Origin of the sequence: Mesorhizobium sp. B1-1-8 (genome assembly GCF_006442795.2) — a bacterium.
GTDB lineage: Bacteria > Pseudomonadota > Alphaproteobacteria > Rhizobiales > Rhizobiaceae > Mesorhizobium.
In genome coordinates this window covers 5,621,537-5,636,173 of sequence record NZ_CP083956.1, presented here as the reverse complement: position 1 = coordinate 5,636,173, position 14,637 = coordinate 5,621,537, and the positions used below count along the sequence as shown (strand labels likewise).

Here is a 14,637-nt window from a genome sequence, read left to right as displayed (position 1 = left end):
CTTCTGCGCGACGTTTTCGTTGACTTCATGGCCGAAAAACATGATAAGCCGCAAAGGCCGCCGCATTGGCGGCTTTTTTGATTTCCGGTTCCGGAGACGCATATAATGAGCGGTTCGGCGCTTTACGAGACCTTTGCTCGCGCACCCCTGGCCTTCGACCGCGGGGAGGGGACCTGGCTGGTCACCGACAAGGGCGAGCGATATCTCGACTTTGCCGGCGGTATCGCCGTCAATTCGCTCGGCCACAGCCATCCGCATCTGGTCGCCGCGCTCACCGAGCAGGCCGCCAAGCTTTGGCACGTCTCCAATCTCTATGAGATTCCCGAGCAGCGCCGGCTGGGCGAGCGGCTGGTCGAAGCGACCTTCGCGGACAAGGTGTTCTTCACCAATTCCGGCGCCGAGGCGCTGGAATGCGCCATCAAGACGGCGCGGCGCTATCATTTCGTCAACGGCCATCCCGAGCGCTTCCGCATCATCACCTTCGAAGGCGCCTTCCACGGCCGCACGCTGGCGACGATCGCCGCCGGCGGCCAGTATAAATATCTCGAAGGCTTCGGCCCCAAGGTCGAGGGCTTCGACCAGGTCGCTTTCGACGACATCGATGGCGCTGAAAAGGCGATCACGCCAGAGACCGCAGCGATCCTGATCGAGCCGGTGCAGGGCGAGGGCGGCATCCGCCCGGTGCCGACGCAGTCGCTGAAGCGGCTCAGGCAGCTCTGCGAGCAGCACGGCCTGCTGTTGATCTTCGACGAGGTCCAATGCGGCATCGGCCGCACCGGCAAGCTGTTCGCGCATGAATGGACGGGCGTCACGCCTGACATCATGGCGATCGCCAAGGGCATTGGCGGCGGCTTCCCGATGGGCGCCTGCCTCGCCACCAACCAGGCCGCGGTCGGCATGACCGCCGGTGTGCACGGCACCACCTTCGGCGGCAATCCGCTGGCAATGGCAGTCGGCAACGCCGTGCTCGACGTCGTGCTGGAAGACGGCTTCCTCGAGGACGTGCAGCACAAGGCGCTGCTTCTGAAGCAGGGTCTGGCTGCGGTCGCCGACGAATTTCCAGACGTCATCGAAGGCATCAGGGGAACCGGTCTGATGCTCGGGCTGAAATGCGTCATGCCCAACACCAAGGTGAACATGGCGCTGCGCGATCAGCACTTGCTTGCCGTGCCCGCCGGCGACAATGTCATTCGTCTGTTGCCGCCGCTCACCGTCACCGACGCCGAGATCGGCGAGGCGCTCGACCGCATACGCGCCGGCGCCCGCGGCCTGGCCGACGCCATCGCCGCCGAAGCCGCCAAGTAATTCTGGAATCTTGCCGATGAGCGTCCGTCACTTCACCGATCTATCCGCCGTTTCCGAAGGCGACCTGCGTTTCATCCTAGACGATGCGGTGGTGCGAAAGGCAAGGCTGAAAGCCGGCGAGCGGTCGAAGCCGCTCGAAGGCAAGGTGCTGGCCATGATCTTCGACAAGCCCTCGACGCGCACCCGCGTTTCCTTCGATGTCGGCATGCGCCAGCTCGGCGGCGAGACCATCATGCTGACCGGCACCGAGATGCAGCTCGGCCGTTCGGAGACCATCGCCGATACCGCCAAGGTGCTGTCGCGCTATGTCGACGCCATCATGATCCGCACCACCTCGCATGACCGGCTGATCGAATTGACCGAGAACGCCACCGTTCCGGTCATCAACGGGCTGACCGACGATACCCACCCGTGCCAGCTGATGGCCGACATCATGACCTTCGAGGAGCATCGCGGTCCGGTGGCCGGCAAGACCTTCGCCTGGACCGGCGACGGCAACAACGTGCTGCATTCGATGCTGGAAGCCTCGGCGCGGTTTCGCTTCAACCTCAATGTCGCGGTGCCAGAAGGCAGCGAGCCGGTCGAGAAGCATGTCGACTGGGCCAAGGCCAATGGCGGCAGGATCAGGTTTGCCCGTTCGGCCGAAGAGGCCGTCGACCAGGCGGATTGCGTCGTCACCGACAGCTGGGTGTCGATGGGCCAGGAACATCGCGCCCGCGGCCACAACGTCTTCCTGCCCTATCAGGTCAACGCCGCGCTGATGGCCAGGGCAAAAACCGATGCGCTGTTCATGCATTGCCTGCCGGCGCATCGCGGCGAAGAGGTCACCGACGAGGTGATCGACGGGCCGCACTCGGTGGTGTTCGACGAAGCCGAGAACCGGCTGCACGCCCAGAAGGCGGTGCTGGCCTGGTGCCTTGGTGTTTGAAGTGCCTCGGTGTTTGAAGTGCCTTGGTGTTTGAAGTGCCTTGGTGTTTGAAGTGCCTTGCCGCCTGATCCGGCAACTTGATCCGGGGATATGTCGCCTTGATCCGGGAATACGTGATGCCTATTTGCGGGCCATCACGTAAATTGAACGCGCTTCGATGCATGCCGCTTAACCGGTGGCATGGCCGCGCCCCGGAGTATTGTCATGTTGGAAACGCATTCATTGGCTGAGCATCGACCCAAACTCGGCGAATTCGGCTACGCCGGCGACGACCATGTCGTGCCTTACGAGGTAGCGCCGCTCGACGTTCGCGGCCGCACCGTGCAGCTCGGGCCGATGCTCGACGCCATCCTCAGCCGTCACGACTATCCGGAGCCGGTCGCCCGCCTTTTGGCTGAAGCCTGCGTGCTCACGGTTCTGCTTGGCACGTCGCTGAAGTTTGAGGGCAAGTTCATCCTGCAGACCCGCACCGACGGGCCGGTCGACATGCTGGTGGCTGATTTCACCACGCCGCATGCGTTGCGCGCCTATGCGCGCTTCGACGCCGAGCGGCTGCAGGCGCTGATCGCCAGCGGCGAAACCTCGCAGCAGAAGCTGCTCGGCGCTGGCGTTCTGGCGCTGACCATCGATCAGGGCTCGCACACGCAGCGCTATCAGGGCATCGTCCAGCTCGACGGCACCTCGCTTGAGGACGCAGCGCGCACCTATTTCCGTCAGTCGGAGCAGATCCCGACCGATCTCAGAATGTCGGTGGCCAAGCTGGTGACGCCCGGCCCCGGCGGCGCGCGCGAGCAATGGCGCGCCGGCGGCATCCTGGCGCAGTTCCTGCCGCAGGCGCCGGAGCGCAGGCGGGTGCCCGATATTTCAGGCGGCGACGGTGATCCGCGCGAGGTGGCGCCGGAGCCGGCCGACAATTCCTGGCAGGAATTGCTGGCGCTGCTCAACACCATCGAGCCGACGGAGCTAATCGATCCGACGGTCGGCGCCGAGCGCTTGCTTTACCGGCTGTTCCACGAACATGGCGTGCGCGTCTTCCGCAGCGTTCCGGTGGCCGACCAGTGCTCGTGCTCGCGTGAAAAGATCCGCGGCATCCTCGAAGGCTTTTCGGCTGAGGAGATCAAGGACAGCACCGAGGATGGCGGCATCCATGTCGCCTGCGAGTTCTGCTCGACGCAGTACGATTTCGACCCGGCCGATTTTTCGGCGAAGTGATTTCTTTCTTCTCCCCGTTCACGGGGAGAAGGTGCCCGAAGGGCGGATGAGGGGCAGCGCCAACTTCCGGCGATGGTCGCGCCCCTTCACTCGAGCGGCATGCCTGAACGATAATCTTGCAAGTCTGGCGCTGCCCCTCATTGCCCTGCCGGGCATTTCTCCCCGTTTCACGGGGAGAAAAACGCTAATTCACCGTCCGCTTCGTCCCCGGCAGGTCGAGCGAGAAGGCGGGGATCGCGATGTCGAATGTCTCGCCGCGCTGGTTACGCATCGTGTAGTGGCCGACCATGATGCCGGACGGCGTCGAGAGTGGGCAGCCTGACGTATACTGATAGCTGTCGCCGGGATTGAGCTCCGGCTGGTCGCCGACGACGCCGGCGCCGCGCACCTCCTCGACGCGGCCGCGGCCGTCGGTGATATGCCAGTAGCGCGACATCAGCTGCACGAACTCGTCCGAGCGGTTGTCGATCGTCACCTGGTAGCCCCAGACATAGCGGTTCTCGGACGGATCGGAGCGATCCTCCAGATAGAACGGCCTGACCAGCACTTCGATGTTGCGCGTCACGGCGCGATACATGGCCCACTCCGGTTGCCGCGGCAGGGGAACCTTTGTCGCGCTTTGCGGTTGTTACGCGAAGCGTATTCCATTCTGCCAGCCTCAAAGCGCACGTGCCGAAAAACAATGTCATTTAAGTGACACATGACAATGTTGGTGTGCACAAACCGTGCGGGCGACTCGGGGCGGCCTGTCGACTGATGAAACGGCCGCGGGTGGCCTTTCCGGAGTGACCAGATCTCGATGGAACTGACCCTCGCAGCCGCCTTCACCTCGTCAGCCCTTCTCCTTTCAAATTTCGCCAGCATCGCGCTCGCATCGTCGCAACTGAAGCGGCGCCGTGTCATCCCGCCGCCCTCCGGCAACCAGCCGCCTGTCTCGATCGTCGTGCCGTCGCGAGGCGTCGAGCCGTTCACCAAAGAGACGCTTCAACGCGCCTTCTCGCTCGACTGGCCGCGCTACGAGCTGATCTTCTGCGTCGCGCACGCAGAAGATCCGGTCGTCAAGCTGATCAACGCCGCGATCGCCGGCCATCCTGACGTTCCCGCGCGACTTCTGATCGGCAATGACAGGATCAGCGCCAACCCCAAGCTTAACAATTGCGTCAAGGGCTGGCAGGCGGCGCGGCACAATTGGGTCATCCTCGCCGATTCCAACGTGCTGATGCCAAAGGACTATGTCCAGCATCTGATGGCGGCATGGCGGCCGGAAACCGGCCTCGTCTGCTCGACTCCGATCGGCTCGCGCCCCGACGGCTTCTGGGCCGAGGTCGAATGCGCCTTCCTCAACACGCTGCAGGCGCGCTGGCAGTATGCCGGCGAGGCGCTCGGGCTGGGATTCGCCCAGGGCAAGAGCATGTTGTGGAACAAGCCGATGCTCGACGCCAACGGCGGCATCGAGGCGCTCTCCGCCGAGATCGCCGAGGATGCGGCCGCCACCAAGCTGGTCAACGGGCTCGGCCTCTACGTCAATCTCGTCGCCTCGCCCTTCGAGCAGCCGCTCGGCCAGCGCCGGCTCGACGAAATCTGGTCGCGCCAGGCGCGCTGGGCGCGATTGCGCCGTGTCACCTTTCCGCTGTTCTTTGCGCCCGAGATCCTGACCGGCGTGATGATGCCGCTGCTTTTGGCGCTGGTCGCCGCGGCAAGCGCCGGCGTGAGCCTGCCCACTACCGTGCTATGCGTGCTGGTCATCGCTTATCTGCCGGAATGCCTGCTGGCCCGCAGCAAGGGCTGGTATCTGTCGCCGCGCAGCGTCACCGCGATGATCGTGCGCGACGCAATGCTGCCCGCCATCTGGATCCGCGGCTGGCTCGGCGGTGCGGTCGAATGGCGCGGCAACGCCATGACCATCCGCACCAAGGAAATGACCGAGCTGGAAGAAGTCGCCTGAGCAGCGCCCCGGGGCGCTGCTTACGCGGCCGACTTCAGCGCCTGTTCGATATCCTCGAGCAGGTCGTCGGCGTCCTCCAGTCCGACCGACAGGCGAAGCGTGCCCGGCCCGATGCCGAGCTCGGCGCGCGCCTCCTCGCTTAGGTTCTTGTGCGTCGTCGTCGCCGGATGCGTGATCAGGCTCTTCGCGTCGCCGAGATTGTTGGAGATCAGCACGATGTCGAGCGCGTTCTGGAAGGCGAAGGCCGCCTGCTTGCCGCCCTTGATGTCGAGGCAGATCAGCGTCGAGCCGCCCGACATCTGCTTGCCGACGACATCGGCCTGCGGATGGTCGGCGCGGCCCGGATAGATGAGGCGGGCGATCTCCGGCCGGCCGGCGAGGAAGTCGGCGATCCTGCCGGCGCTTTCCGTCTGCTGGCGCACGCGCAGCGGCAGCGTCTCCAGCCCTTTGAGCAGCGTCCAGGCGTTGAAGGGCGACAGGCTCGGACCGGTGTGGCGGAAATAATCGTGCAAATTCTCGTCGATCCATTTCTTGTCGGACAGGACGATGCCGCCGAGGCAGCGGCCTTGTCCGTCAATGTGCTTGGTCGCCGAATAGACGACGATGTGGGCGCCGAGCTGCAGCGGCTTCTGCTGCAAAGGCGTGGCAAAGACATTGTCGACGATCAGCCTGGCGCCGATCGAATTGGCGAGCCTGGCGACGGCGGCGATGTCGACCACTTCCAGGGTCGGGTTGGTCGGGCTCTCCAGGAAGAACAGTTTTGTGTTCGGCCTGACCGCCTTCTCCCAATTGGCGATGTCGGTGCCGTCGACCAGCGTCGCCTCGATGCCGTATTTCGGCGCCAGCGTCTCGATCACCCAGCGGCAGGAGCCGAACAACGCGCGCGCCGCCACGATGTGGTCGCCGGCCCGAGCGCTGCAAAGAAGGGCCGCGGTCACCGCCGCCATGCCGGAGGCCGTGGCGCGCGCATCTTCCGCTCCCTCCAGCGCGCACATGCGCTTTTCGAACATATCGACCGTGGGATTGGCGTAGCGCGAATAGATGAAGCCCGGCTCCTCGCCCTTGAAGCGGGCTTCCGCCGCCTGCGCCGTCTCGTAGACATAGCCTTGGGTGAGGTACATGGCCTCCGACGTTTCGCCGAAGCCGGAACGCAATGTCCCGCCATGCACGAGTGCCGTTTGAGGCTTCCAGTTACGCTTCTTGGTGCTCATCGCCCTAATTCCACTCGCAAAAGAACAGTCCAGACACAAAAAAACCGGCGGCGAAAGTCGCAACCGGTCCATACGGCCTTGCGGCCAACGGTCCTTTAGCGACTTGTTTAACGTGGCTGCAAGCCGACCGGCCAAATCACCACGGGATAACGACCCTTTAGACCCGCGCCGCGCTTGCGTCAATTGCCGGCTTGATTAAGAGGTTTGTACCAGCCAGGCGCCGGGAACCCGCTATAATCAGGTCCTCGGTCGACGGTCGAGCGGAGCCACCCTTGCGGCAGACAGGCATTCTTCCGGACCAGGACATCGCGGCGCTGTTCCAGTCGGGGGCGCTGAAGTCGCCGCGCGCGCTCGATACCGACCAGATCCAGCCGGCCAGCCTCGACCTCAGGCTCGGCGACAAAGCTTTTCGTGTGCGCGCCTCCTTCCTGCCCGGCCCGGATCACCTGGTGTCCGACAAGCTCGACCGGCTGAAGCTGCATGAGATCAACCTCACCGAGGGTTCGGTGCTGGAGACGGGCTGCGTCTATATCGTGCCGCTGATCGAAAGCCTGGCGCTGCCCGCGAACGTATCCGCCTCGGCCAATCCCAAGAGCTCGACCGGGCGGCTGGATATCTTCACTCGGGTGATGACCGATCGCGGCCACGAGTTCGACAAGATCGCAGCCGGCTATCACGGTCCGCTCTACCTCGAAGTCAGTCCGCGCACCTTCCCGATCGTCGTGCGCGCCGGCTCGCGGCTGTCGCAGATCCGCTTCCGCACCGGCAACGCGGTGCTGTCGGAAAGCGAACTGCGCGACCTCCACCAAGCCGAGATGCTGGTCGCCACCGAGCCGCCCAACATTTCCGGCGGCGGCATCGCGCTGTCGATCGACCTCGACGGCGACAAGGACGGCCTCGTCGGCTATCGCGGCAAGCATCACACCGGCCTCATCGATGTCGATAAGCGCGCCGCGCAGGATGTCATCGACTTCTGGGAGCCACTCTACAAGAGCGGCGCCGGCGAGCTGGTGCTCGACCCGGACGAGTTCTACATTCTGGTCAGCCGGGAAGCGGTGCATGTGCCGCCGCTCTACGCCGCCGAGATGACGCCCTTCGATCCCCTGGTCGGCGAATTCCGCGTCCACTATGCCGGCTTCTTCGATCCGGGCTTCGGCCATTCCGCCGCCGGCGGCAGCGGCAGCCGGGCCGTGCTGGAAGTGCGCAGCCACGAGGTGCCGTTCATACTCGATCACGGTCAGATCGTCGGCCGCCTTATCTACGAGCACATGCTGCAGCGGCCGCAGGCGCTCTACGGCAGCGACCTCGGCTCGAACTACCAGGCGCAGGGCCTGAAGCTCTCCAAGCATTTTCGCGCAGCGCGCTGAAGTGTCCAGCCGATAGATGGGTAACACTTTGAACCGGATACATGGGTTACAGTTTTCTCCCTGAGTTGCTGTCCGCCGCAGTGCCGTCTGGTCGGGGTTGAACGGCACTGCGGCGGACCAGTTTCTTGTGTCGGCCGTCAATGAAGCCGAGCGGATGGGCATAGAAGTGGAGTGCCCATTCCCCATTCTCGGTCTCGGTTGCGGCAATCGCTTCACCGGCCAGCGCTTTTGAGACGTAGATGAAGTCGCCGTTCCACTTGATCTCGCCGTTTTGGCGCACGCTGCGCACCGCAGCTTCGGCCGGATAGTCCGGCTCTGGTGTCGTCTTCGGCATGGCGCGGGTCGAGGGGCGGTAATGCTGTGCCGGCGTGTCCATACCCAGCGCCTCGTGCGGGCGCTCCTCGTTATACTCGCGCCGGAAAGCCTCGAAAGCCCGAGCCTGGGCGGCCCTGTCGGCCTCCGGCGCCTTGGCCAGCGGCAGCATGGTCAGGTGGAAGCGCTCATGGCATCCGTTCTGCTGCGGTTTGCCCGGCTGAATGCGCTCCAGCACGATACCGAGCTTGATGAAGCGCACCGCAAGCGGCGTCAGCCCGGTGACGCCGGCTGACGCGAACGGCGCCCCATTGTCGCTTCTGAACCGATCCGGCAGGCCATGCTCCTCGAATGTCCGTTCAAACACCGGCCAGGCTTCACCCTCCGACGTCGAGCCGATCGCCGCCAGCGCCAACAGGTAGCGGCACGCCCCATCCATCACCGTCAGCGGCTCGCAGCGCCAGCCGTCGCCGGTCCGGAACCAGCCCTTGTGATCTCCCGTCCACAGCGCGTTCGCCGCCTCAGGCTCCGGCCATGGACCGTTGCCCGCCGCTCTCCAGCGCGCGCGCCGACGCCCGACAAGGCCATGCCGCTTCAGAATCTCGCCGGCTGTCGACACCGCCGGCCAGCTGCAGCTGGGCTCCGCCCGCTTCAGCCGGGCCATGATCTTCTTCGGCCCCCACAGCGGATGCGCTTCCTTCTGCGCCACGATCCGCTCCACCAGCTCCGCTGCCGTGGCACGGCCGTGCTCGAGCGGCGCCCGCGGCTGGTCGTGCAGGCCTTCCGGCCCGAACGCCCGGTAACGTCCAAGCCATTTGTAACCGGTCTTGCGCGAGATCTCGAAGGCAGCACAAAGCTGCGTCATCGTCTCCTCGCCAGATAGGCATTCCGCAACAAAACGAAGCCGCTCATCCATGAGCCCAGTCTCTCGCCAAACCATCGCCGGTCCTCCCGGCGGACAAGAAAACTGTCACCCATCTAATCGGTCCATTCTGTTACCTATCTATCCGGTTCGGACAGAAGCTGCTGATCTCCCCCTCAAGGGGGGAGATCACGCTACCTCACAGCGCCTTAACCGCCACCTTGACCGGCTTTTCGATCTCCAGCGGGTTGCGCAGCGGCAGGCCGAAATCCTTGGCCTCGATCTCGAACGTGTCGCCGGCCTCCGTCCTGACGCCGTCTGCAAACGACAGCGTCGCCGTGCCGAACATGTGCACATGCACGTCGCCCGGCTGGCGGAAGGCGGAATATTTGAAGTGGTGATGTTCGAGATTGGCGATCGTGTGCGACATGTTCGCCTCGCCCGACAGGAACGGCTTTTCCCACAGCAGCTTGCCATCGCGCCAGATGCGCGATGAGCCCCTGATATCGGCGGGCAGGTCGCCGATCAGGATCTCCGGGCCGAAAGAAGCGTTGCGCAGCTTGGAGTGGGCAAGGAACAGATAGTTCACCCGCTCCGTCACATGATCGGAGAACTCGTTCGACAGCGTGAAGCCGACCCGGAATGGCGCGCCGTCGTCGCCGATGACATAGATGCCGGCGATCTCCGGCTCCTCGCCGGCGTCCTGCGCGAAAGCCGGCGACATCAGCGCGGCACCGGGCGCCACCGCCATCGTGCCGTTGCCCTTGTAGAACCATTCTGGCTGCACGCCGATCTGCCCCTTGGCCGGCTTGCCGCCTTCGAGCCCCATGCGGAACATCTTCATGGAATCGGTCAGCTGCTCCTCGCCGTCGCTGAGCTTCTTGTGCATGGAATCGCGCGTCGCCGCCGACCCCAGATGCGTGAGCCCGGTGCCGGTAAGATGGAGATGCGCGGGATCGGGATGGTTGATCGGCGACACCAGCCGACCCTTCTTGTAGGCGGCGTCGAGGTCGACCGCCTCGCCATAGCCTTTGCGCTCGATCAGCGCTTCCAGGCCGGTACCTGTCCGCGCGGCCTCCATCGCCAGCGAATAGACGCTGCGCGCGCCGTTGATGGCCCGGGTCTTGCCGCCGGTGCGGGCCACGACGCGGATCGTCTCGGCGTCGTCGAGGATCTGGGAGATCAGCATGATGTACCCTCTCATTGTGCCTGGGCCCGGTTGCCGATGGGCAAACCCTGACCGGCGCGGCCCGGAGAAGATCCGCGCCACGGTTGAAATTCTTCGTCCGGATTGCGCTCGCGAGCCTGGTCCTTGCCTGGACTTCTTGGCGCCGACGGGTTGCCGGCAGCGTCGCGATCTAGAACCCGTATGCCTCCTAAGTCCTCGCTCCGGCGTTAGAGCGTTTCTGCCAGAAACGCTGAACCGCTCTAAACATTTGTTTTCACGCAATTCCGGACGGAAAACCGCTGCGCACTTTTCCTGGAATTGCTCTAAGCCTTGTTCTTGTTGTAGACGTCGAAGATCACGGCGCCGAGCAGCACCAGGCCCTTCACCACCTGCTGCCAGTCGACATTGACGCCCATGATCGACATGCCGTTGTTCATCACGCCCATGATGAAGCCGCCGACCACCGCGCCGATCACCTGGCCGACGCCGCCCATCGCCGAGGCGCCACCGATGAAGACGGCGGCAATCACGTCGAGCTCGCTGCCGAGGCCTGCCGCCGGCACGGCCTGGCCGAGCCGCGCCGCGATGATCAGGCCGCCGAGCGCCGACAGCACGCCCATGTTGATGAACACCAGCAGCGTCAGCCGTTCGGTGTTGATGCCCGACAGCTGCGCCGCCTTGGCGTTGCCGCCCATCGCATAGATGCGGCGGCCGATGGTCATGCGCTTGGTGACGAAGACGAACAGCGAAATCAGCACGCCCATCACCAAAAGCACGATCGGCAGACCCCTGTAGGTCGCGAACTGGAAGACCAGGAACAGCGCCAGCGCGCTGCCCACCAGCGTCTTGATGACGAACATCGGGAAGGGCTCGGCCTCGTAGCCATGGCGCTCGCGCTTGCGCCGGGCGCGGAGCCCGAAATAGGCATAGGCAAGCACGGCGATCACGCCCAGCACCACCGTCGTCATGTGCAGCGTCAGGCCGCTGCCGACGATGGTCTTGCCGGCGGCATTGACCGTCGGCGGGATCAGCGCCAACGGGCCGATGACATCGGGGATGAAGCCGGAGCTCAGCGCCTTGAAGTCAGGCGGAAGCGGGCCTACCGACGAGCCGCCGCCGAGCAGCGCCTGGCAGATGCCGCGGAAGATCAACATGCCGGCCAAGGTCACGATGAAGCTCGGTATCTTGTGATAGGCGATCCAGTAGCCTTGCGCGGCGCCGATGAGGCCACCCACGATCAGGCAGACGATCGAAACCACCAGCGGATTGCTGAATATCCCGAGCGGCCAGATCACCATCATCATCGCGGCAAGCGCGCCGATGAAGCCGGCGACCGAGCCTACGCTGAGGTCGATATAGCCGGAGACGATGACCAGGAGCATGCCCAGCGCCATCACGATGATGAACGAGTTCTGCTGCACCAGATTGCTGAGATTGACCGGCTTGAACAGCGTTCCCGACGTTGTGTACTGGAAGAACAGCATGATGACGATCAGCGCGATGATCAGCCCGTATTCGCGCAGGTTTGCCGTCAGCGCCGACACCGCGATGCGCGGACCCTGCTTGACGTCTTCGGCAACGCCGCTTTGCGGTGCGGGAGCGCTCTCTGTGCTCATGATGCTTTTTTTCCTTCTCCCCGAACGATGGCGCGCATGATTTTTTCCTGGCTGGCGTCGCTTGCCGCCATCTCGCCGACGATACGTCCTTCGTTCATGACATAGATGCGGTCGGTGATGCCGAGCAGCTCCGGCATTTCCGACGAGATGACGATGATCGCCTTACCTTCGGCGGCGAGGCGGGCGATGATGGTATAGATTTCGTACTTTGCGCCGACGTCAATACCGCGCGTCGGTTCGTCGAGAATGAGCACTTCCGGGTCGGCGAACAGCCATTTCGACAGCACCACCTTCTGCTGGTTGCCGCCGGAAAGATTGCCGGTCAGCTGATAGACGCTTGAGGCGCGGATATTGGTCTTCTTGCGGTAGTCGTTGGCGACGCTCATCTCGCGCATGTCGTCGATGACGCCGCGCTGCGACACGCCGGACAAATTGGCCAGCGTGATGTTGTGCTTGATATGGTCGATGAGGTTGAGGCCGTAGGTCTTGCGGTCCTCGGTGACGTAGGCGATGCGGTTTTCCACCGCCTTGCTCACCGATGAGAGGTCGATCGGTTTGCCTTCGAGCAATACTTCGCCTGTGATGTGCCGGCCGTAGGTGCGGCCGAACAGGCTCATCGCGAATTCGGTGCGGCCGGCGCCCATCAGTCCCGCGATGCCGACCACCTCGCCCTTTCGTACATTGAGATTGATGCCCTTGATCACCTGCCGGTCGGCATGGATCGGGTGATAGACCGACCAGTCCTTCACCTCGAAGACGATTTCGCCGATCTTCGGCTCGCGCGGCGGGTAGCGGTCGTCGAGCGAGCGGCCGACCATCGAGGTGATGATGCGGTCCTCGCTGATGTCCTTGCGGGCAAGTGTCTCGATGGTGCGGCCGTCACGGATCACCGTGACCTTGTCGGCGACGCGGTTCACCTCGTTGAGCTTGTGCGAGATCAGGATCGAGGTCATGCCCTGCCGCTTGAACTCGAGCAGGAGGTCGAGCAGCGCCTGGCTGTCCTTTTCGCTGAGCGAGGCCGTCGGCTCGTCGAGGATGAGCAGCTTCACTTCCTTGCTGAGCGCCTTCGCGATCTCGACCAATTGCTGCTTGCCGACACCGATATGGGTGATCAGGGTTTTTGGATCTTCCTTCAGGCCGACTTTTTTCAGCAGCTCGCCGGTGCGCTTCTCGTTGGCGTTCCAGTCGATGACGCCGTAGGTGGCGTGCTCGTTGCCGAGGAAAATGTTTTCGGCGATCGACAGCATCGGCACCAGCGCTAGCTCCTGGTGGATGATGACGATGCCGATATGCTCGCTGTCATGGATGCCTTTGAAATGGCATTCCTGGCCGCGAAAGATGATCTGGCCTTCATAGGTTCCGGACGGATAGACGCCCGACAGCACCTTCATCAGCGTCGACTTGCCGGCGCCGTTCTCGCCGACAACGGCGTGGATCTCGCCTTCCTCGACGCTGAGATTGACGTTCGACAACGCCTTCACGCCGGGGAACGTCTTGGTGATGTCGCGCATCTCCAAAATCGTCGTCATAAGAAAGTAAGCTCCTCCGAGGCCGGCAAAACAATACCGGGCTCACTGGTGAACGAAAAGGGGCCCTGCGTTGCGCAGGACCCCTGTTTCTGAAACCGAAATTACTTCAGGTCTGCGGCCTTGATGTAGCCGGAGTCGACGACCAGCTTCTGGTAGTTCGACTTGTCGACCTCATGCGGCGTCAACAGGATCGAGGGAACGACCTTGACGTCGTTGTTGTAGGTCTTGGTGTCGAGGCCGTCCGGCTTACCGCCGGAGAGCACCTTGTCGACCAGCTGCACGGTGGCCTTGGCCAGTTCGCGGGTGTCCTTGAACACCGTCGAATACTGCTCGCCCGAGATGATCAGCTTGACCGAGGCGGTCTCGGCGTCCTGGCCGGTGACAATCGGCCAGGGCTGAGCGTCCGTGCCGTAACCAACGGCACGCAGCGAGGCGGTGATGCCCCGCGACAGGCCGTCATAGGGCGACAGAACGCCATCGACGCGGCTGCCGTCCGAATAGTTGGCGGACAGCAGGTTGTCCATGCGCGCCTGGGCGGTCGCCGCCAGCCAGCGCAGCGTGCCGACCTTGTCCATGCCCATCTGGCCGGACTTGATCTTGATCGAGCCGTTGTCGATCATCGGCTGCAGGATCGACATCGCGCCGTTGTAGAAGAAGAAGGCGTTGTTGTCGTCGGGCGAGCCGCCGAACAGTTCGACGTTCCACGGCTTGGTGTTCGGGAAGCGCTCCTTGAGGCCCTTGACCAGGGAATTGGCCTGGATGACGCCGACGCCGAAATTGTCGAAGGTGGTGTAGTAGTCGACATTCGGGGTCTTCTTGATCAGGCGGTCATAGGCGATGGTGACCACGCCGATATCGTTGGCCTTCTGCAGCGCGTCGGCCATGGTGGTGCCGTCGATCGAAGCGATGATCAGCGCCTTCGGGCCCTTGGTGATTTCGTTTTCCAGCTGGCTGAGCTGGTTCGGAATGTCGTCCTGCGCATATTGCAGGTCTACCGTGTAGCCGAGCGCCTCGAGCTGGGATTTGACGGCATCGCCGTCGTTGATCCAGCGCTGCGAGGTCTTGGTCGGCATCAGCACGCCGACGAGACCCTTGTCGGCGGCATGCGCCGAATAGGTCGTGGCAGCGATGCCAAGGGCCGCGACGGCGGCCAGCGTCTTGATGATCTTCACATTACTCTCC

At 63.6% G+C, this 14,637-nt stretch carries 12 protein-coding genes and 1 riboswitch; of the genes, 5 read left to right on the top strand and 7 right to left on the bottom strand.

The window, feature by feature from the left end; translation table 11 throughout:
- Positions 1-105 precede the first annotated feature (105 nt).
- The 3 genes from FJ974_RS27390 to FJ974_RS27380 all read left to right on the top strand — a co-directional run bounded on the left by FJ974_RS27390 (position 106) and on the right by FJ974_RS27380 (position 3,445).
- Positions 106-1,305, top strand: a complete 1,200-nt coding sequence (locus FJ974_RS27390) for an aspartate aminotransferase family protein (RefSeq protein ID WP_140533254.1) — start codon at positions 106-108, stop codon at positions 1,303-1,305.
- 16 nt (positions 1,306-1,321) lie between these two features.
- The gene (gene argF, locus FJ974_RS27385) at positions 1,322-2,233 is read left to right on the top strand and encodes an ornithine carbamoyltransferase (protein ID WP_140533253.1); all 912 of its coding nucleotides are present in this window, start codon (positions 1,322-1,324) and stop codon (positions 2,231-2,233) included.
- Between the two features lie 180 nt (positions 2,234-2,413).
- On the top strand, positions 2,414-3,445 hold the full coding sequence (locus tag FJ974_RS27380) for an Hsp33 family molecular chaperone (protein ID WP_140533252.1): 1,032 nt from the start codon (positions 2,414-2,416) through the stop codon (positions 3,443-3,445).
- A 184-nt stretch (positions 3,446-3,629) separates the two neighbouring features.
- Here FJ974_RS27380 and apaG read toward each other — a convergent pair whose 3' ends face one another.
- The gene (gene apaG / locus FJ974_RS27375; RefSeq protein ID WP_140533251.1) at positions 3,630-4,022 is read right to left on the bottom strand and encodes a Co2+/Mg2+ efflux protein ApaG; all 393 of its coding nucleotides are present in this window, start codon (positions 4,020-4,022) and stop codon (positions 3,630-3,632) included.
- Between the two features lie 222 nt (positions 4,023-4,244).
- Here apaG and FJ974_RS27370 point away from each other — a divergent pair, with 222 nt between their 5' ends.
- On the top strand, positions 4,245-5,390 hold the full coding sequence (locus FJ974_RS27370; RefSeq protein WP_140533250.1) for a ceramide glucosyltransferase: 1,146 nt from the start codon (positions 4,245-4,247) through the stop codon (positions 5,388-5,390).
- 20 nt (positions 5,391-5,410) lie between these two features.
- On the opposite strand, the gene FJ974_RS27365 is transcribed toward FJ974_RS27370, so the two are convergent.
- Positions 5,411-6,601: an O-succinylhomoserine sulfhydrylase gene (locus FJ974_RS27365; protein WP_140533249.1), complete on the bottom strand. Its 1,191-nt coding sequence runs from the start codon at positions 6,599-6,601 to the stop codon at positions 5,411-5,413.
- A gap of 75 nt (positions 6,602-6,676) precedes the next feature.
- Positions 6,677-6,754: riboswitch (SAM riboswitch) on the bottom strand.
- Between the two features lie 119 nt (positions 6,755-6,873).
- Here FJ974_RS27365 and FJ974_RS27360 point away from each other — a divergent pair.
- The gene (locus FJ974_RS27360) at positions 6,874-7,968 is read left to right on the top strand and encodes a 2'-deoxycytidine 5'-triphosphate deaminase (protein ID WP_140533248.1); all 1,095 of its coding nucleotides are present in this window, start codon (positions 6,874-6,876) and stop codon (positions 7,966-7,968) included.
- A gap of 46 nt (positions 7,969-8,014) precedes the next feature.
- On the opposite strand, the gene FJ974_RS27355 is transcribed toward FJ974_RS27360, so the two are convergent.
- From FJ974_RS27355 to chvE, 5 genes are all read right to left on the bottom strand, one after another.
- Positions 8,015-9,220, bottom strand: coding sequence for an integrase core domain-containing protein (locus FJ974_RS27355; RefSeq protein WP_140539330.1), 1,206 nt, complete (start codon positions 9,218-9,220; stop codon positions 8,015-8,017).
- Between the two features lie 121 nt (positions 9,221-9,341).
- Positions 9,342-10,331: an AraD1 family protein gene (gene araD1, locus FJ974_RS27350; protein WP_140532927.1), complete on the bottom strand. Its 990-nt coding sequence runs from the start codon at positions 10,329-10,331 to the stop codon at positions 9,342-9,344.
- Positions 10,332-10,633: 302 nt separating this feature from the next.
- Positions 10,634-11,926: a multiple monosaccharide ABC transporter permease gene (gene mmsB / locus FJ974_RS27345; RefSeq protein ID WP_140532928.1), complete on the bottom strand. Its 1,293-nt coding sequence runs from the start codon at positions 11,924-11,926 to the stop codon at positions 10,634-10,636.
- Positions 11,923-13,455, bottom strand: a complete 1,533-nt coding sequence (gene mmsA, locus FJ974_RS27340) for a multiple monosaccharide ABC transporter ATP-binding protein (protein ID WP_140532929.1) — start codon at positions 13,453-13,455, stop codon at positions 11,923-11,925. Before mmsA ends, mmsB begins: the two co-directional genes overlap by 4 nt.
- Positions 13,456-13,556: 101 nt before the next feature.
- Positions 13,557-14,627 (bottom strand): multiple monosaccharide ABC transporter substrate-binding protein, encoded by a 1,071-nt coding sequence (chvE, locus tag FJ974_RS27335; RefSeq protein ID WP_140532930.1) that lies wholly within the window; start codon positions 14,625-14,627, stop codon positions 13,557-13,559.
- Between the last annotated feature and the right edge of the window lie 10 nt (positions 14,628-14,637).